Source organism: Paenibacillus sp. sgz302114 (genome assembly GCF_056120345.1).
Map to the genome: position 1 here is coordinate 107,312 of NZ_JBVYOI010000001.1, position 18,790 is coordinate 126,101.

Sequence of the window (18,790 nt, forward strand, 5' to 3'; positions counted from 1 at the left end):
TTGTGTGCGGATAATGAAGATCAAATCCGAGAAACCAACAAAAACCAAATGAAAACAATTAAATGCAATTTCTTTACGTGGAATCGATGCTGGTGTTACATTTTGAATATACACTGAGGATAACATCATCGAGACAGCGTTTATGAAGAAGGGGAACATCAAGTCAGCGGCGAAGGTTGCTCGATGGCGATATCCGCAGCGGATAAGGGAGAGATCATGGATGATAAAAGCAGTTATGCTCGACTGGGCAGGCACGATGGTGGATTATGGTTGTTTTGCGCCACTGCATGTATTTGTGGACGTATTTGCCCGCCGTGGTATTGAAGTTACTGTAGAAGAAGCTCGCGGTCCGATGGGGATGCTGAAGCGCGATCATATTCAAGCTATGTGCCGTATGGAGCGGATTGCTGCGCTTTGGGAAAGCAAGTTCGGCAACATGCCTACGGAGGCTGATATTGATGCGCTCTATGCAGACTTCGAGCCGATGCTGTTCAGCACTCTGGACGAATATGCAACTCCTGTGCCAGGCGCGGTCGACCTCACAGCTAGACTGCGTGAGCAAGGTATTGTCATCGGCTCGACGACGGGCTACACTCGCCCGATGATGGATATTGTGAGTAAGAGCGCAGCGGCTCAAGGCTATGCGCCAGATTCGCTCGTCACGCCGGATGAGGCGGCTGCTGGCCGTCCGTATCCGTGGATGATTTACCGTAATGCAGAGCTGCTAGGCGTTTATCCGATGCACCATATTGTGAAAGCTGGCGATACCATCAGCGATATGCAAGAAGGAGTTCATGCAGGGTGCTGGACGGTTGGCGTGATTCTCGGCAGCAGCGAGCTCGGCATGTCGGAGGCAGAGGTGGAAGCTTGCGAGCCGGGGGAATTAGATAGCCGCAAAAAAGCAGTCGCAGTGCGGCTGACTGCAGCGGGCGCGCATTATATCGCGGAGTCTATAGGTGAGCTGGATCAGATCATCACTCGTATTAATGTGCGATTAGAACAGGGAGAGCGTCCATGATGAACAGCACAGATGCGCTTGGCGACGCAGACCGCGAGCAAGCAGCGCGCACAAACACAAACGCGAATAACTCAAAGCGTCCGTACTTGTTACTTACACCGGGCCCGCTCACAACCTCAGAGACGGTCAAAGAAGCAATGCTTCGCGACTGGTGCACGTGGGATAACGATTACAACGGGCTTGTACAAAGCATCCGCAGCCGGCTCGTTCACTTGGCGACGAATACGCCGGAGCGATACACAGCTGTTCTGATGCAGGGCAGCGGCACCTTCTGCGTGGAGTCGGTGATCGGCACGGTCATCCCGCGTGACGGCAAGCTGCTCGTGCTCACTAATGGCGCTTACGGAAACCGAATTGCCCAGATGGCGAGCGTCTATGGCATCGCGTCCTCGGTACTCGAATTCGGCGAGACCGAGCAGGCTCGAGCGGCCGATGTAGAGCAGCGCCTGCAAGAAGAAGCAGACATTACGCATGTGGCAATCGTTCACTGCGAGACGACGACGGGCATGCTGAACCCGGTCGCGGTTGTCGCTGCTATTGCGAAAGCACATGGCAAGACGATCATTGTCGATGCGATGAGCAGCTTCGGCGGCATCCCGTTCGACGTGCATGAGCTGCAGATTGATTACTTAATCAGCAGCGCCAACAAGTGCATTCAAGGCGTGCCGGGCTTCGGCTTCATCATTGCCCGCACCGAGGCGCTTGCCTGCTGCGCTGGGCAAGCACGTTCGCTTTCGCTCGACCTGTTCGGCCAATGGTCGGCGATGGAGAAGGGGAACGGCAAGTGGCGGTTCACTTCGCCGACGCATGTCGTTCGCGCATTCGATCAAGCTCTGCGCGAGTTGGAGCGAGAAGGCGGCGTCGCTGCACGCCACCAGCGATATACAGCGAACCAGGAGCTGCTCGTAAACGGCATGAGGCAGCTAGGCTTTTGTCCGCTGCTGCAGAGCAAGGTGCAGTCGCCATTCATCACCGCGTTCTACTATCCGCAGAGCGAACGGTTCAGCTTCGAGGAGCTGTACACTCGGCTGAAAGCAGCGGGCTTCGTCATCTACCCGGGCAAGATCAGCGCTGCTGATACGTTCCGCATAGGCAACATCGGTGAGGTGTATCGGGAAGACATCGCGAAGTTGCTGCAAGTTATCGAGGATGAATGCTTTTGGTGAACGGATCATTGAGAGAGGATAAAGCCTCTCTCGAGGATCGAAACCGGCTTACCAGAGATGAGAGAGTGAAAAACCGTTCCCGGACAGCTGGTCATATGCGATGGAGAAGCAGCGATTGAACTGGATGGTTGCGGAGTAACGACTATGTATGACCCCCAAAAAAAGAGCGATCCCCCCTGACCCCAGGTCAGTATAGGTGATCGCTCTTCTCTTTTAGCCTATTTTAGCCCATCTTAGCCGATGATTCCCGTGCTCCGAATATGGATGTGAATATCCGGCTTCACAGTCGTTTCCTTATACGTTTCCTTCCAATTCATCTTCTTCCACAGCCCAGGGTAGCGTACGCTCACCTTTCTTCCGATGCCAAGGGCGTCGCAGTTCGCTTGCAGCATTTTGCGGATGGTTGACGCTGCTTGTGCGTTAGCCGCTGCAGATAACTTCTTTCTTAGCTGCTCCGTGTCGTGTGCTCTTCCGAGCATGCTTGGATCACTTTGAATGGAGCCATACAGATCGAGCTTTACTTTACATTCGACGGCAGAGGTAAGCTTGTTTACACGGACGTCCAGCTTCTGTTTTATTTTGCGTACTTGGAATGTGATGACATTCTGCCCTTCGGGAAAGTTGAGATGGGCAAACTTGCCGAACATACCGCTCATTAGCAGCAGCATCGTCGCATCTTCACCCGTCAACGAGACACCGCTGTAGCGGCTGCCTTGCATGAGTGCGATCCCGTCAACCACTAACGCAGAACCGTTTATTTCGTGGACCACGGGAACGATCAAATCGTCTCCGGGATCATATACGTTGTTCCAAACCGAATAGAGTGTTTGGTCCTTTGCTAATGTTGCGCGCTCGGCTCCGTCGAGAATTTGTTTTATGCCGAAAGCAACAGGGTTATTCTCGATTTTTTTGAAGCCCAAAATCTTAGAAGCCTTTCCTGTACTAATGAGAAGATGCGACATCAAGTAGCCTTTAGGGTTGCGGAAAAAGGGCTCGAGCGGAAGGAGGATGCCTTTCTTCGCCAGCTTGTCGCTAATAATAATGATGTGAGTTTTGCTGAATTCAATAGTACCGGGGAGCATGTTGTCAATTTTCGTGGCAACGATGGAAGCTGAAGGGCCTACCGCTTGCCTGAACTCATCTTTTACATCAAACTGCCCGCCGCCTTTGCTCTCTAGAATGACGGTTCTAACGGAACCTAGCAATTGCCCGTTGTCCGCCGCATCGAAGCTGATTCCGTTTACAATCTTCTTGTTCGTTAACAGCTGGCTGTCCCAGCAGGCGCTTAAGGATAAGCAGATGAACAGCGTGCAGACGATGCTCGCGATCCGGCGGCTCATGTGGATTCAACCTTTACGTTCGTTTTAACGAGAAAAGACGTTAGCCATAGCAGCAGCGGCACCGCAGCAATCATGATCAGATAGCCATATTCCAGCCACTTGCTGAATTCATCCAGGTTCTCCATCGTCGACAAATACCAGCCCCATACAAACGCGCTCACCCCGCTGAATACGACAAGCTTGCGGTAAGCAGACTGCTTTAACGTCAAGCTTTTTCCAGATATAGCAAGATAGGAGACAAGCGTAGCGGTCATCGGAATGATCCAAATCGTCAAGAAGATGAGGTCAATCCGGTCGAAGAGCTGGTACGACAGTCCTTTCAATATAAACAATACCGGCTCATTCACTTGCGTTAATGCGCCAGGGCTTATTCCGATTTGGCAAATAAAGACGAAATACGTGTAGAAAATCGTTACAAACAGATTGCTGAGCGACATCACTGCGATTCCGCCATTATGGTCTTTTTGGACATGTGCTACGAAGTAGAGGCTCACTTCAAATCCGAGCATCGAGAAGAACGTTCGCTCGCTGCCTTCCAGAATCGGTATGAAGCCGGACTGTCCGATGGGCAATACATATGACAGATGCAGTTCATTTGTAAGGGTTAAAAAACTGATAAAAATGAGCACCGCGAACAGCACGGATGCGAATACAAAAAATCTGCCGATGACGCGCAAGTTATCATAAGCCAAATAGAGACTCGTCCCAATAATGAGCGCAAGCAGTATCCATCCCGGAGTGAGTGCGAGCATCCACTCTTGAACGAGCCGCACATACAAGTTGCTGGCATAAGCAATTATCGCTACGAAAAATACATAGTAGATCAGGTTCAGCGCTTTCCCCGCGTAACGTCCTAGTAAGTGCGTAATAATTTGACTCAAGTTGGCGCCGTGAAACTTCTTAAGCAGCCGCCAATAGACGAGCAGCAGAAGCTGAATGACAGCGCCTGCGAGCAGTACGGAGACCCAGGAATCCCCTTGGGCGGAATGTTGAATTTCTGATGGAAGAGATAACAGGCCGATGCCAATCTGAGTTTTGACAATGAGAAAGAACAGCTGGGTGCTCGTAATCGTCGAGTTCGCGTTCAAGGGCGTTTCCACCTTCCGAACAAAGTCTGCTTAACGAGCCCGTACTTTGAATTTCGCGAATTCTTATTCGTCATCCAGAGCGGCAATCTTAAGAATACATCCTTGAAATTCTCTTTCCCCTGAAAGGGGCCGAATGGCGCGAAATAGGGGACGCCTAATGTTTCGAGCTTGCACAGGTGAATAAAGATCAGCATGAGCATGATGGCGATGCCGAAGAAGCCGAACAACGAGGCGGCCAGCATCATTGGAAAGCCTAATATACGCAAGCTGGTGCCGAATTCATTAATTGGCGTGACGAAAGAGGCGATCGCTGTAAGTCCGATAACGACGATCATCGTATGGGACACTAATTTTGCTTCAACGACAGCTGTACCAATGACGAGGCCGCCGACAATGCCGATCGTCTGAGCGATCGGTGAAGGCAGCCGAATGGCCGCCTCCTTGAGCAGCTCCAGAATGGTCTGCATCAAAATCGCTTCTAATATTGGTTGCAGCGGAACATAGGTCAGCGATACTTTGACGGAATAAAGAATGCCGATCGGGAGCACTTCGGAATGATACGAGACCGTCGCGATATAGATCGCCGGTAGGCAGATAGCGAGAATAAAACTGATTAAGCGGATAAACCGGAAGAACGAACCGGTAATCCAGCGGCTGTTGTAATCGTCCGGCGACTGGTAGAACGAGAAGAATGTACTAGGCAGAATGAGCGCGTTTGGCGTGCCGTCTGCTATTAATGTTATTTTGCCTTCGAGCAAATAGGATACCGCCCGGTCCGGCCTTTCCGTCTGCAGTGTTTGCGGAAATGGTGAGAAAGGATGCTCCTCCAGCATTTCGTCCAGGTTGCTCACCGAATTCAAGTACTCAAGTGAGATGGAGCTCAATCGCTTCTCGCATTCTGCCACGAGCTTAGGTTCGGCGAGTTTCTCCATGTAGACCATTGCAACCTTCGTATTGGTCATGCTGCCGAAAGTAAAGTATTTGACCCTTAAGCGCGGACTTCTCAGACGTGTACGAAGCAGGTAAAGGTTCGTATTTAATTCTTCGATGAAGCCGTCATGCGAGCCTTTGATGACTTGCTCGTCCTTGGGCTCTTGAATCGACCTGGCATGGGACTGTACTGCCGGCAGCAGGACTGCCATGGAGTCCATTTCCTTGATGATTACGCAGTAGCCCTCCAGCAGAAATTGACCGATGTGCAGCAGATTGGATGACTTCTTGGCATCGGCTGAATGGAATAGCTGCGAGTCCAAAACACCTTCAGGTGCTGTAACGAGAGGTTCGATTACACTTGTTTGAATAGTCGAAAGCTTCGTGAGCGCTTCAATGTACAAGACGGCATAGGGATGCCCGAATAAGGACAGCTTCTGGATCTTGAGATCCTCGGTATCCGACATATACTGCTGAATTTGTGCGAGCTGCTGATCGAGAGCGGCAGAATTCAGCTCCGCTGCGGGAGACGCATCTTGCTTCGGCTTCTGGCTTCTATGCTTGATCTTGAACACGTTTGCTTCACCGCCGATAGTCAATCATTTCCTTTATTGTAACCAAGCGGTGTCGGAATTATGTTTGGGATCGTGGTATACTAGACCCATATGTTTATTGGATGGAGGCAGCTTGCAATATGAGCAAACGTTACCGGATTACAAGAGAGTATCGAGAGCATGAGAGTGATCGTCAGCCGATTACGCTGGAAACATGCTTGGTTTATTTTGAGACACAGTCTGATTTTACATATGCGCCTGAGTTAAAGGTGTCGGGAGCAGATGGTACGACAATGACCATTCCGGGGGATTTCTTCATGTGGCACTACGAGAACGTGCAGATTCCGTTCCGTCATTATGAGAGAGACATCTACGTGTCGGGCAGCAATGATGCAGTCATCTCGCGGATGATGGAGGTCGCAGGCGATCTCGGGGCAGATATCGAGGAAGGCTAGTGTATGAGGCGAAAGGCTGACGGGGCGAGGATCCGGCAGCCTTTTTTCCATTTTACGGCAGGAAAATGCATGTGAATGGGGAACTAATCTAGAGAATCATTGAGTCACCCACTTGTCATCGTCAGAAAATCAAACTTTACGGTGCAGCCCGTCCCTTGAGGAGATTGAGCAACGACACCCGCGCGGCATTCGTCTTGCAGCTTCATGCCGAAATAGCGAATCTGCTCCCATGCTTCGCCATCGACAGAGTAAGAGAAGGTTATACAATTTGCTTGTCGCACAATTCGCAAGAATGGTTTCTCCACATCCACACGCTCCGAATTGCAATCATCTGATACGCCATCAATGGTCACGACTGACACAATAGCCGGATAGCGCCCGTTGTACTCGAAGCATAGCTTCGCCCAATTGCGGTCATCCGCCATCACCATGAGACAGCCCGAATCGTATTTATGCTTCATCTGAACACTTACTTGCGTTGTGAGCTCGAAGCTGTTGCTGGCTGTTAGCTGCAGGAACGGGGCTGAGCTAACAATATGTTTGCCAGCAGGGTCTTGATAGTAATCGGCATTTGGCGGAGCCTCCACGAGAAGGCCTTCTTGTTCGGTGCAGGTCCAATGGGCTGGCTCGTTAATCCAGCTTAATGCATGCGCGTTCGCGCGGCTGAATACATTCATCGTTCACGCTCTCCTCGTATTCAAGTGTACGTCATAGTAGTAGACATTCTCTTTGCTCGCGGTTACTCCTTCTTTAGTGTGGGAGGGCTTTACGAAAATCAAACCGAAAGGATGTTTGAGGCATGAGACTTGGCGGACCTATCCTGCATGGCGGCAAGCTTGACCCGGAGCAATGGGTTCGGGCACACGCAGAACGGCGGTACTCGGCGGCCTATTTACCGGATTTCGATGATGCCGCGCTCATTCAAGATTATGTGAGAGAAGCAAGTAAGGCCAACCTCTTAATTGCGGAGGTAGGCGCATGGAGCAATCCGCTCAGCTCCGATCCAGAGACAAGGGAGCGGGCGATCCGCTTCTGCAAGAACAAACTGGAGGCTGCGGAGCTGGCAGGAGCGCGCTGCTGCGTCAATATTGCAGGCTCGCGCGGCGAACAGTGGGACGGGCATGACCCCGCGAATTTAACGGATGACACCTTCGCGCTCATCGTTGATACGGTGCGAGCGATCATCGATCATGTGCAGCCAGAGCGGACGTATTACACGCTCGAGATGATGTCATGGATGTACCCCGACTCGGTAGAGAGCTATGTGAGGCTGATTGAAGCGATCGACCGGCGGGCATTCGCCGTTCACCTTGATCCTGTCAACTTGATTGCGAGCCCACAGCTTTATTATGGGAACGGCGCGCTGATCGAGCACTGCTTCACGAAGCTTGGCCCGCATATTCGCAGCTGTCATGCGAAGGACATCACGATGAGCCAGCAGATGACCGTTCATCTCGATGAGGCTAGGCCAGGTCTTGGCAAGCTTGATTACGCGCAGTATGTGCGTCAGTTAGGGAAGCTGCATCCGGATATGCCGCTCATGCTTGAGCACCTGGAGAGCGAAGCCGATTATCAGCTCGCGGCGAGCTATATCCGTAGTGTGGCGGGGGAGGTTGGGGTTCGGATTCAGTGAGCGAACGAATCGTATAGCGCTTATTTAGCCGATTTCGGCTGGTTAAATCGGTTAATGAACGGGGGTCACGTTATTGCCTCGATTTTGCCGCCAGAATGGCTCGAATGCGCGGAATAACGTTACCTGAGTTCGTTAAACTATCAAACCCGCAAAATTTGCTCGAATAACGCCTCCTGAGTTTGTTGAGGGGAGGGGAGGGGAGGGGCTGAGCGGGCTGGGGAGAACTCTGTATAGCGCGCTCTGCCCAACTGCTCTGACCTAAGTAGTAACGATTTTCCACTATAATGATGAGCTTTATCGCACGAAAAACACCTGCAGCAAATAATGCTGCAGGTGTTTTGCTATATTGATCAGAGCACCAGAATACGAGCTGCGTATTCCAAGTGCTCAACAATCCGCCGCTTCGCCTCATCGGCATCTCCGCTAAGAATGAGCTCGAAGATTTCGAGGTGATCGCGGTACGAGTTTTGAATTCGGTTATTGTCTTTGCGCAGCACCTTGAGTGCCAGCTGGAACAGCCGATCCTGCAAATTGTTCATCATTTGTACCATTTCCTCGTTCTCATAGACGAGCGCGAGCCTCCGGTGAAATTCGGAATCTGCGTGCGTGAACGCCAGATAATCATGCTGCGCGGCTGTTTGCTCCTGAATGCGAAGGTTCTCCCTGAACCAAGCGATCTCATTCGGAGACAGCTTGCGGCTCGCCAGCTTATGCACGATATGGCCCTCGATCGCGATGCGAAAGTCGAAGAAATCAGCGACTCGCTGCAGCGACAGCCCAGGCAGGCTAAGCCCTTTGTTCGGCGCGATGTTCAGCAGCCCCTCGGCAGCAAGCTTCTCCAGCGCAGACCTAATCGGCGTACGGCTCATCTGCAGCAGCTCGACGAGATATTTCTCGGTCAGCTGATCGTTGTTGCTGATCGTTCCTTCCATAAGGAGTGCGCGAAGCTGCTCATACGCTTTCTCTTTCAGCGTTACTGGTGCCATAATGATTAACCCCATCTTCTCTAAAATAACCGCTATTCGTAAGGCAGGCGATACTCTCATCCATCCATCGCTGCTCTAGCGCAATCGAGTCTGCGACTGATGCGGTATAAGGTGTCCATAACTCAAGTATTGCGCTTGCCGCGCCTTTCCCGTGCTGAGCGATTCGGTCCATCAAGTAACCGATATTCAGCTTGCCGGCGCCTGCAGGTGTTCCGAGAATGGTATAACCCATCTGATGATCGACCCGCTGAATGTCAAAATCTTTAATATGCAAATTGACGAGATATGGCACGAGACGATCAATAACCGTCTCTGGATTCTCTAATGCACCGAAGGAATTGACCGTATCGAGGCAGCAGCCGACATAAGTCGAGGCGATACTTTCAAATAATTGTACCAGCTGCCTAGTCGTATGCATACCATGATTTTCGATCGCAAGCGTTACGCCTGCGCCTTCATAGGCGGGCAGTACTTCGCGCAGCTGAAGCTCAGCCGCGGGCAGATCTGGTGTCGTAATAATCGTTCGGACGATAGGAGAGCCAAAGGTGCGGGCGATGGCAAGGTAGGCGAGCAGATTACTGGGCTCGGTGCCTCTTGTGCCGACCTCGATTGTTACCTCATAGGCTTCAGCTGTTTGCTTGATATGTGCGAGCTCGGCTTCTGTCTTCGTGTGAAGCGGCAGGTTATCGGCGATTTGCAGCAGCCGAAGGCCGTGGCTATGAGTGAGTTGAATCAATTCCTCTGCCGTGAGCGGCTCGCATGGCATCTCATAACCGGGAACCCCTACTGACCATGTTAATGTAAACGAGCTAAGTCCGAGTTTCATCGTAACTTTCCTCCTTGGCATGGCGCTTTGTGATGCTAGAATAGCAGCATTTTCGTGGAAGAGCAATAAATATATATGAAATGTATACAATTTGTATTGATAGCTTTAACCTGATCCGTTATGCTTTAATTATCATCCGAATATTCGAGAAGGAGCGGGTATCATGAGTGGTCCAACAGAGCAAGCGACAATCGCGCTTATAGGAGCAGGCGGGAAAATGGGCTGCCGAATTACCGATAACTTGAAGACGGCTGACTACCGGCTGCTGCTATGTGAACTATCGGAAACTGGCAAAGCTCGTATTGCTGAGCGAGGACTCGACATAACGCCGAATGAGCAAGCATTAGCGGAAGCGGACTTCGTGATTTTGGCGGTGCCGGACGCCGTCATTGGGCCGCTCTCGGAGCTTATTGTGCCGAAGCTGCGCCCGAATACGACGGTTATCGTGCTAGACCCGGCAGCGGCTTACGCGAATCAAGTGGCGCTGCGTAACGACTGCACCTTCGTCGTTACCCATCCTTGCCATCCTGCCTTATTCGAGGAGCAGGATACGCCGGAGGCGCGCAAAGATATGTTCGGCGGCATAGCGGCGAAGCAGGATATCGTCATAGCGCTGCATCAAGGACGGCAAGACCTCTACGATCAGGCGGAGCAGATCTGTATTCGGATGTTTGCGCCGGTAACAAGCTGTCACCGAATTACAGTAGAGCAGATGGCGCTGCTGGAGCCGGCCGCTGCGGAGGTTGTTGCCGCAGCCGCGGCATGTATTATGAAAGAAGCGATGGACGAGGTCATCCGAATGGGCGTTCCTGAAGCAGCCGCTCGTGCCTTCATGCTCGGGCATATCCAGATTCCGCTTGCGATTGCGTTCAACAACGTCAATCCGTTCTCGGATGCGGCGAAGGTTGCGATTGAATACGGCTACGAGAAGATATTCAAGCCGGATTGGAAGCAAGTATTTACGAAGGAATCGCTCGATGAGGTGCTGCGGCTAATGCTCCATCTAGACGAGAAGCCTGCCGTACAGCTCTAGCGTAAGGGGACCGGATATTTCCGGGGAAATGAAAATAATGAGAAAGCGGCTGGACGGGGAGGAGCATCGCATGATGCTTTTTTCCAGAATCCAGCCGCTTTTTTAGTTTCAAAAAATTGATAAGTTTCACATCTATAAATTAATTTGGTCATATCTGGAATGAAACGCGCAAAGCTGTCAATGGACGGCTTCGCGCGTTCCACCTTGGCTGGCGCTAAGCTCATCAGGCATTGTCCGTCTGCCTGCCCGGTATTGCCTCGGCGATTCTCCGGTCTCGCGCTTGAACAGCTTGCAGAACTGGGCGTCTGTCGAGAAGCCGGAGCGGCCTGAGATATCGAGCACAGAGAGATCTGTCTTCACAAGCAGCTCGCAGCTATTTGCTATCCGTTTCATAAGCACGTATTGCTGTGGCGAAACGCCGAATTCCTCTTTGAATAGATGACGGAATCGGTCATAGCTGTAGCCGAAGTTTTCCGCCATGACACTAAGGTTAAGCTTCTCATGGAAGTGGTTATCAATGTATCGCTGGAAAGTGACCAGCTTCTTCCCTCCGGTGCGCATCGACCACAGCTCATGCTTCTGCCTCGATAATTCCACCGCAAGTCTGCCAATCATATAGTCGAGCATAATCGAGTAATGCGTCTTCTTGCTCGTGTATTCGTCATAGAGCGCTTCAAGCAGCGACAGGATCGTAGAATCCTTGTCCTGGAATATGCCTTCCTGCAGCTCGAGCGAATCTTCTTCGCAGGTGAAGCCGACAAAGATGACGTCAGTATCTTGAATTCGGCGTTCATCGTGCAGCGTTCCCGGACGAATGAGGCAGAAGCTTCCCGCGCCGAAGTGATGCTTCGTATCGCCGATCTCCGTACTCCCATTGCCGTTTATATAGTAGACGATCTCATAACAATGATGAGTATGATGGGAGATATAGGTCTGTTTAGCCCGAAGTGAGCGGTACAGAAATTCGAACTTCAATCGCATGGGTACAATTCCCCTTTGCATAAAAAATGCACTTCGTATAACATTGTAACCAGATCGTTATAAAACGCTTTCTTTTCCAATAATATGCGAAAGGTCCGTTTAAAGCAATGATCGTCTAGTCATGATGATTCCAGTTGACATAGCAACTTTCCGTCGCTTACTATGTACCTATCAGATAGGTAGCAAGGCGAAGGGATGAGGCCGGATTCATGGGGAAAATTCAGAAGATATTGGTGCATGAGCAAGTATCGCAAGAGATTCAAAACTTCATCCAGGAGCATGAACTTTCTGAAGGGGACAAACTGCCATCTGTTGAAGAAATGACGAATATGTTCGGTGTAGGACGTTCGTCGCTGCGCGAGGCGCTTCGCTACTTGGAAGCGATGGACATTATTGAAGTCCATAATGGGAAGGGCATCTTCGTGAAGGATGTGAACACATTCCGCTTCACTGGCAAAGTGAAGATCGAGCGTGAACGTCATTTCCTGCTGAACATTCTTGAGGTGCGCAGAGCGCTGGAGGGACAAGCTGTAGCGCTTGCTTCCGAGCGGATTACAAGCAAGCAGATCAAGGAGGTTGAGGAGTGCCTGGAGGAATACCGCATTCTGAAGGAAGCGAATAAAGATACGTCCAAAGTCGATTTGACGTTCCACCGTCATATTATTAAAGCGGCTAAGAACCCGATATTGGAGACGGTATTGGACTCGATTTCCGGCCTCTATGAGAAGTTCTTCAATGATCCGCTTGGCGACAAGGCGCTGTTTGATGAGACATACCCGTTCCATCGTACGATGTTTGCCGGCATTGCCGCACATGATACAACAGTCGCGATGGAAGAGTTCAATAAGCTGATGGACTGCATCGAGGCGATAATAAAGAGCGCAAAATAATACACATTTTTTCTTGTTGACACTGTAAAGCGCTTTCAACTATAATCAACCTATCAGACAGGATGACTGTGTGATACATGTACGAGATGCAGGGGTTCATTTTTTAGAAAGAGTTGTACAAATATTCAGAATCGAAAGACGAATTACGTTTCATTCCATGATCGGCGCGTAAGCGATTACGCAAAGATCGCCAAAGATTGCCCAGTTCATCGATCAAAATTGAAAGTGGAGGGTTTCTCATGGGGGTAACTAAAAAGTCGAAGTATTTGTATCTCGGTCTCGCGACCACAGTGTTGGCAGGCATGCTTTCTGCGTGCGGAAGCAACAACAGCAATGATTCTTCTAATACTGCAAGTACGAACAATGCAGCACAAACCAACAACGCAGGTGGTAAGCAAGAAGCGGTTAAGCTTCGCATGATTGAGAGCTTGACGAGTCCTGCTCGTACGGATCTTCTGAAACAATCGATTAAACGTTTCGAAGATGCGAACCCTGGTATTACAGTTGAGCTTATCTCGCCGCCATTCGATCAAGCGGACAATAAGATCCGTACAATGCTAAGCACAGGCGAGAACCTTGACGTCCTTGAAGTGCGTGACCAGACAATTAATGAAGATGTTACAAACGGATATGTTGAAAACCTTGAGCCATATGCAGCTAAATGGGCGGATTATGCTACCGTTTCTCAAGCTGCTAAGACAGTAGCTTCGATCGCTGATAAGCCGTATTTTATCGCAAACGGTATGTACGAGCGTCAAATGTTCTACCGCAAAGACTGGTTCGATGCAGCTGGCCTTGCAGCACCGAAAACATGGGAAGACGTTTACACTGCAGGTAAGAAGCTGACTGATCCAAGCAAGAACCATTACGGCTTCTCGTTCCGTGGCGGCGCTGGCGGCTCAGGCTATATCGATGCCATTGCACAAAGCTACAACGGCGCGAATTTGGATGAAGCTGATGGCCGCTTCCTGAAAGACGGCAAAACAACAATGTTCGGTTCGCCTGAAGCGGTGGCAGGATTCGAGCTTTACAAGAAAATCTTCAAAGAAACAGCGCCTGCTGACTCCATCAACTGGGGCTTCGCTGAGCAAGTACAAGCGTTTACTTCCGGCGTAACGGCAATGTTGATGCAAGATCCGGACGTTATCGGCGTTCTGAATGAGAAGATGGAAAAAGGAACTTGGGCTTCTACATTCTTGCCTGTAGGTCCTACTGGTAAAACGTTCTATGGCATTGGTGCGGCTGGTTGGGGCATGACTTCCTTCTCCGAACATAAAGAAGAAGCTTGGAAGCTGATCTCGTTCCTGTCGAGCCCTGCAGAAAACACTGCTTTCTGTAAAGCATTCGGCTTGCTGCCGATCCACTCTTCCGCAGCTGAAGATCCGTTCTTCCAAGAAGGTCCATATGCAACATTGCTTGAAATGAACACGAAGCCGGAAGATTATATTCCGCTTAAACCGAACTACACCTACCAATCCGGAGACTACGGCGATGTTGTCATGAAGAACACGCAAGCTTGGCTCCTTGATCAAGCATCGACTGAAGATACGCTTAAAATCTTGGATAAATACTGGCAAGACCAAAAAGCTAAATTCGCGAAGTAATGCTTTTGGTGATGGGTGGCTCCCGCTGTCCATCACCTTTTTTTAATAAGGAGGGTTAATTAATGGAAACGAAAGTCTCATCTGGTTCGACGGAGAATAAGGGAAAGAAAACCAGATTCTCATCACAACTGTGGTTTATTTGGCTCTGTTTGCTCCCTGTAATTATTCTAGTTCTAACCTTTACTTATTATCCCGTTGTTCGCGGTATAACTCTTGCGTTCCAAGATTACAATTTGATGAATGTGAAGAACGTCAAGTTTATCGGTTTAGATAACTTTAGAACGATATTCCATGATAACCAATTCATTACAGCTTTGAAAAACAGCTTGAAATGGGTGTTTTACTCCTTAGTCGCACAATTTATTCTTGGATTTATTCTTGCTCTCGTATTGAATAAGCCTTTCAAAGGCAGAGGCATCTATCAAGGTCTTGTATTCTATTCCTGGGCGCTTTCCGGCTTTCTTATCGGTTTGATTTTCAAATGGCTTTACAATTCCCAAATCGGTGTCGTAAACGATCTATTGATTCGCTCTGGACTTATTAAGGAACGTATCGGATTCTTGTCCGATCCGCACTGGGCGATGTTCTCCGTAATCAGCGCAAATGTATGGTACGGTATAGCATTTTTCGCAATTATGCTGCTCGCAGCATTGCAATCGATACCTGGCGAACTGTTCGAAGCTGCCGATATCGACGGAGCAGGCTGGCTGCGTAAATTGTTTAACGTTATCATTCCCTATATCATGCCTACGATCATAACGACTACTTTGCTCAGGGTCATTTGGATTTTCAGCGATCCTACACTGATTTACTCGATGACGAACGGTGGACCTGCAGGCATGACACATATCGTCTCCTCATTCATGCTCTCCAAAGTGTTTGGTAACGGCGAATATGGTCTTGGTTCGGCAGTAGGTATCGTTATGATGCTCATGCTGATGCTCTACACGATCTTCTATCTGTTTGCGACAAAATCCGAGAAAGCGGGGGACTTCTAAGATGCAGAAGAAGCTGTTATTAAGTGCTAAAGTCTTATACTTGACGCTTCATGCTGTCATAATGTTGTTTCCACTTTATTGGATCATCATTACTTCCTTGAAGCCGCAGAAACAAATTTTCAGCTTTCCGCTTCATTACTGGCCGGAAACATTGACACTAGCGAACTATAAGAAGCTGTTTGAGTTCTCTAACTTTGGCGTATACATCTTCAACAGCTTGATCGTATCCATCGGCGCGGCGGCTCTCGTTATTCTGATCTCGATCTTAAGCGGCTATGTACTTGCACGGTTTAAGTTCAAAGGTCACAAGCAAATTATGTTCGGGTTCTTCCTGACTCAAATGCTTCCAGGTATTGGAGCACTTATCGTGCTTTATAAAATGATGTCAGGTATGCATTTAACGAATCATTTATCATCACTCGTGCTTATTTATACAGTAGGAAGCATCCCATTCTCAACGATCATGCTTAGAGGGTTCTTCCAGCGCATTCCTTCGAGCTTGGAGGAAGCGGCAATGATTGACGGATGTTCCCGAATTACTGCATTGTTCCGTGTCATTATTCCGGTCATGCTGCCTGGTATTGCTGCAACGTTCATCTTTGCCTTCGTAAACAACTGGAACGAGCTTATTATGGCCGTTATGTTCATTGACAGCGAATCGAGCCAGACGCTACCGGTTGCGATGAACGGGTTCGTTATGAAGTTTGACATCGACTGGGGCGCAATGTCGGCAGGTACCGTTATGTCCGTTATTCCTACAATTATCGTGTTTGCAATCGCGCAGCGCTTTATCGTAGAAGGACTGACGCAAGGTGCAGAAAAAGGTTAACGTAAGGATACATTCGATCGAGGATAGCAAGGAGAGCTACAATTATGACGAAACTAACTTTGGAGCAGATGTACACGGCGATATCGCATGATGAGTTTGATGGCCGCCACCATGGCGCGATTCAAATTCCCGTGTACCAGAACAGTCTGTTCGCTTTCGATACGTATCAGCAGTTTGAGCACGCATTCGAAGAAATGCTAGGCAATCATATCTATTCGCGCGGCAACAACCCGACGGTAGAGTTTCTTGAAGGAAAGCTAGCCATGTTGGAAGGCGCTGAAGCCGCACGCTGCTTCGCTTCGGGGATGGCTGCCATCAGCGCAGCGATCTTCTCATCGGTGAATGCAGGAGATCATATCGTTTGCGTCAGCAATGCATACGGTCCGGCGAAACAAGTGATTGGTCAGTATTTGAAGCGCTTCGGCGTGGAAGCTTCATTCGTTGAGGGCAGCCGTTTCGAAGCCGTTCAAGAAGCGGTTCAGCCAAATACGAAGCTCATTTATTTGGAAAGCCCAAGCTCCCAAATGTTCGAGCTGATCGATTTGAAGCAGTGCGCGAATCTCGCTAAGGCGATCGGAGCGCGTACGATTATCGATAATACGTGGGCGACACCAATCTTTCAGAATCCGCTGGAGTATGGCATCGATCTCGTCGTCCATTCTATTACGAAGTATATTGCGGGTCATAGCGATGCGCTAGGCGGGGTCGTTATGGGCTCAAGCGAGCTGATGAATCCGATCAGCTACGATGAATATATGCTCTTTGGCGGCATAATGACGGCGCACACCGCTTCGTTGGTGCTTCGCGGCTTGCGTACGCTGCCTGTACGTATGGAGCGCTGCCAAGCGAGTGGGCTGAAGGTTGCTAACTGGCTTGAAACAAGCCCCTTCGTGGAGCGTGTGTATCATCCTGGGTTGCCATCACACCCGCAGCATGAGCTGGCGAAGAAGCAGCTTAAAGGATACAGCAGCTTATTCTCCTTCGAGAGCAAACAGCCAATCGAACGGCTTAAAGCGTGGGCATCCAAGCTTAAGCTCTTCAAAATTGCAGTCAGCTGGGGCGGCTACGAGAGCCTTGTGACTGTGGGGCGCAACACCGACGTTAACGGCGAAGTCAGAACGATCGTCCGCATGTATGTTGGACTTGAAAGTCCGGATGATTTGATTCGAGATATGCAGGAAACATGGCAGGAAGTGGCGGCAAGCGCTTCGCTGGATCGTGTTTAACGAACGATAGACTAAAGGCTTTTATTATGGATAATTCGGAAAACTTGTGCGGGTTCAAGCAGCTTAAGCTGCACCCGCGCTCGTTTGTCCGTTTTTTTTATGGGCAGCTATAGACTAAAACTCTGGCAGAGAGTGGCATATATCCCGCTTGGCTGCTTTTTTTATGCGATTTTAGCCCTAGTAGAGGCTTCTAGCAATTTAGTAATTGAAGTATATTCGCGTTTTACATATAATGGCGGTAGGAAGTCGAAATCCCACATAAAGTGGGGAAAAATGGTGAAGGAAGCGGGTCTATTAGCCCGTCGTGCAGCAGCTTATTAAAGGGAGTCGCAGGTGCTATGGATTACATACTGTTTGTTATTGGATCGACTTTTGAGTATATTGGCATGTTTTTGTTTTTGTTTGCATTGTTCAGATTTAGTTTGTATACCCGCCTAAATATAAATGTTGTCATTGTGTCTGTGCTTATGAGTCAAGTTTCCTATTTCACACGTCTTGATCCTGCTGTAGGAGATTTATCTTCTTACATACAATTCTTCTTGTTTGTTGTCGTCCTATGGTTGCTGTTTCAGGTACCGCTTTTTCATTCGATCGTCATGAACTTCGCAGGATTAGCAGCAACATTCGGCGTGAATGGCATTATTATTCTGATTGCTATTTATTTTGCCGACATTTCGCTGGATACGATTCAAAGCACGCAATCGATTTTAACATCCTTTCAATTTGTTACGTTTCTAGCTGAGATCGGGATAGCCCGTGCGATCTATATCATGAATTGGGGTTTCGATTTCGTTCCAACATCCCGCAGGTCTTACGTCAAAATTAAAGGAACGAATGCGATCCTCTTGGCAATCATTTCAACCAGCATCGTCATTGCTACCGCGCTCGCATTTGTGTTCCGGAACGATTACAACGACTATGTGTTCTATGCAAGCTTTGTTTTTCTGTGCACTTTACCTATATTTCTATATTTCTCGCTTCGCAAAGATGTAGAAGATGCGACATAAACGTAAGCCGTCTATCTCTTACTAAAGTGAAAGGAGGTGAACAACGTGAAAAAGTTCGCGTATCGCGGGATTGCTGCAATTATTGTAAGCCTTGCTTCGTTATTCGTGCTCACAGGTTCCTATGCTTTCTTTCACAAGCCAGAAATTCCTGAAGAAATGAGAAAATAAGTCATTGCATATACAACTTATCAATCTATTGATAAGCAAGCTTTAAGAAACTGTACCT

General features: G+C 49.3%; 19 protein-coding genes. 12 read left to right on the forward strand and 7 right to left on the reverse strand.

Going from position 1 to position 18,790, the window contains the following annotated elements; all coding sequences use genetic code 11:
- The first annotated feature begins 220 nt into the window (after nucleotides 1–220).
- Complete coding sequence (gene phnX, locus AC0LWF_RS00495; protein ID WP_474649622.1) at nucleotides 221–1,018, forward strand: phosphonoacetaldehyde hydrolase; 798 nt, start codon at nucleotides 221–223, stop codon at nucleotides 1,016–1,018.
- Nucleotides 1,018–2,184 (forward strand): 2-aminoethylphosphonate--pyruvate transaminase, encoded by a 1,167-nt coding sequence (gene phnW / locus AC0LWF_RS00500; protein ID WP_474650440.1) that lies wholly within the window; start codon nucleotides 1,018–1,020, stop codon nucleotides 2,182–2,184. Before phnX ends, phnW begins: the two co-directional genes overlap by 1 nt.
- Nucleotides 2,185–2,417: 233 nt before the next feature.
- On the opposite strand, the gene AC0LWF_RS00505 is transcribed toward phnW, so the two are convergent.
- Genes AC0LWF_RS00505 through AC0LWF_RS00515 form a run of 3 tightly spaced genes read right to left on the reverse strand, consistent with a single transcriptional unit; the run spans nucleotide 2,418 to nucleotide 6,117 of the window.
- Nucleotides 2,418–3,524 (reverse strand): Ger(x)C family spore germination protein, encoded by a 1,107-nt coding sequence (locus tag AC0LWF_RS00505; RefSeq protein WP_474649623.1) that lies wholly within the window; start codon nucleotides 3,522–3,524, stop codon nucleotides 2,418–2,420.
- A complete protein-coding gene (locus AC0LWF_RS00510; RefSeq protein ID WP_474649624.1) occupies nucleotides 3,521–4,612 on the reverse strand; it encodes a GerAB/ArcD/ProY family transporter in 1,092 nt (363 codons plus the stop codon). Before AC0LWF_RS00510 ends, AC0LWF_RS00505 begins: the two co-directional genes overlap by 4 nt.
- Entirely contained in the window at nucleotides 4,609–6,117 is a 1,509-nt protein-coding gene (locus AC0LWF_RS00515) for a spore germination protein (RefSeq protein WP_474649625.1), read from the reverse strand. The genes AC0LWF_RS00510 and AC0LWF_RS00515 overlap by 4 nt, the downstream gene beginning before the upstream one ends.
- A 119-nt stretch (nucleotides 6,118–6,236) precedes the next feature.
- Here AC0LWF_RS00515 and AC0LWF_RS00520 point away from each other — a divergent pair, with 119 nt between their 5' ends.
- A complete protein-coding gene (locus AC0LWF_RS00520) occupies nucleotides 6,237–6,551 on the forward strand; it encodes a hypothetical protein (RefSeq protein WP_474649626.1) in 315 nt (104 codons plus the stop codon).
- A 104-nt stretch (nucleotides 6,552–6,655) separates the two neighbouring features.
- Here AC0LWF_RS00520 and AC0LWF_RS00525 read toward each other — a convergent pair whose 3' ends face one another.
- A complete protein-coding gene (locus AC0LWF_RS00525; protein WP_474649627.1) occupies nucleotides 6,656–7,228 on the reverse strand; it encodes a DUF1349 domain-containing protein in 573 nt (190 codons plus the stop codon).
- Nucleotides 7,229–7,350: 122 nt separating this feature from the next.
- Here AC0LWF_RS00525 and AC0LWF_RS00530 point away from each other — a divergent pair, with 122 nt between their 5' ends.
- Nucleotides 7,351–8,184, forward strand: coding sequence for a sugar phosphate isomerase/epimerase family protein (locus AC0LWF_RS00530; RefSeq protein ID WP_474649628.1), 834 nt, complete (start codon nucleotides 7,351–7,353; stop codon nucleotides 8,182–8,184).
- Between the two features lie 350 nt (nucleotides 8,185–8,534).
- Here the strand turns inward: AC0LWF_RS00530 and AC0LWF_RS00535 are convergent, their stop codons facing one another.
- Both AC0LWF_RS00535 and AC0LWF_RS00540 read right to left on the reverse strand, forming a co-directional pair.
- On the reverse strand, nucleotides 8,535–9,170 hold the full coding sequence (locus AC0LWF_RS00535; RefSeq protein ID WP_474649629.1) for a GntR family transcriptional regulator: 636 nt from the start codon (nucleotides 9,168–9,170) through the stop codon (nucleotides 8,535–8,537).
- On the reverse strand, nucleotides 9,136–9,996 hold the full coding sequence (locus AC0LWF_RS00540) for a sugar phosphate isomerase/epimerase family protein (protein ID WP_474649630.1): 861 nt from the start codon (nucleotides 9,994–9,996) through the stop codon (nucleotides 9,136–9,138). Before AC0LWF_RS00540 ends, AC0LWF_RS00535 begins: the two co-directional genes overlap by 35 nt.
- 163 nt (nucleotides 9,997–10,159) lie before the next feature.
- On the opposite strand from AC0LWF_RS00540, the gene AC0LWF_RS00545 reads away from it, so the two are divergent.
- A complete protein-coding gene (locus AC0LWF_RS00545; RefSeq protein WP_474649631.1) occupies nucleotides 10,160–11,029 on the forward strand; it encodes a phosphogluconate dehydrogenase C-terminal domain-containing protein in 870 nt (289 codons plus the stop codon).
- Nucleotides 11,030–11,206: 177 nt separating this feature from the next.
- Here the strand turns inward: AC0LWF_RS00545 and AC0LWF_RS00550 are convergent, their stop codons facing one another.
- Nucleotides 11,207–12,010, reverse strand: a complete 804-nt coding sequence (locus AC0LWF_RS00550) for an AraC family transcriptional regulator (RefSeq protein WP_474649632.1) — start codon at nucleotides 12,008–12,010, stop codon at nucleotides 11,207–11,209.
- Between the two features lie 209 nt (nucleotides 12,011–12,219).
- Here AC0LWF_RS00550 and AC0LWF_RS00555 point away from each other — a divergent pair, with 209 nt between their 5' ends.
- The 7 genes from AC0LWF_RS00555 to AC0LWF_RS00585 all read left to right on the forward strand — a co-directional run bounded on the left by AC0LWF_RS00555 (nucleotide 12,220) and on the right by AC0LWF_RS00585 (nucleotide 18,732).
- Nucleotides 12,220–12,900, forward strand: a complete 681-nt coding sequence (locus AC0LWF_RS00555; RefSeq protein WP_474649633.1) for a FadR/GntR family transcriptional regulator — start codon at nucleotides 12,220–12,222, stop codon at nucleotides 12,898–12,900.
- Nucleotides 12,901–13,139: 239 nt separating this feature from the next.
- Nucleotides 13,140–14,504: an ABC transporter substrate-binding protein gene (locus AC0LWF_RS00560; RefSeq protein WP_474649634.1), complete on the forward strand. Its 1,365-nt coding sequence runs from the start codon at nucleotides 13,140–13,142 to the stop codon at nucleotides 14,502–14,504.
- A 62-nt stretch (nucleotides 14,505–14,566) separates the two neighbouring features.
- Nucleotides 14,567–15,502, forward strand: a complete 936-nt coding sequence (locus tag AC0LWF_RS00565; RefSeq protein ID WP_474649635.1) for a carbohydrate ABC transporter permease — start codon at nucleotides 14,567–14,569, stop codon at nucleotides 15,500–15,502.
- A 1-nt stretch (nucleotide 15,503) separates the two neighbouring features.
- Nucleotides 15,504–16,331: a carbohydrate ABC transporter permease gene (locus AC0LWF_RS00570; protein ID WP_474649636.1), complete on the forward strand. Its 828-nt coding sequence runs from the start codon at nucleotides 15,504–15,506 to the stop codon at nucleotides 16,329–16,331.
- Nucleotides 16,332–16,375: 44 nt separating this feature from the next.
- A complete protein-coding gene (locus tag AC0LWF_RS00575) occupies nucleotides 16,376–17,557 on the forward strand; it encodes a trans-sulfuration enzyme family protein (protein ID WP_474649637.1) in 1,182 nt (393 codons plus the stop codon).
- A gap of 467 nt (nucleotides 17,558–18,024) precedes the next feature.
- On the forward strand, nucleotides 18,025–18,564 hold the full coding sequence (locus tag AC0LWF_RS00580) for a hypothetical protein (RefSeq protein ID WP_474649638.1): 540 nt from the start codon (nucleotides 18,025–18,027) through the stop codon (nucleotides 18,562–18,564).
- Nucleotides 18,565–18,609: 45 nt separating this feature from the next.
- Nucleotides 18,610–18,732 (forward strand): AgrD family cyclic lactone autoinducer peptide, encoded by a 123-nt coding sequence (locus AC0LWF_RS00585; RefSeq protein WP_474649639.1) that lies wholly within the window; start codon nucleotides 18,610–18,612, stop codon nucleotides 18,730–18,732.
- Nucleotides 18,733–18,790: the final 58 nt, after the last annotated feature.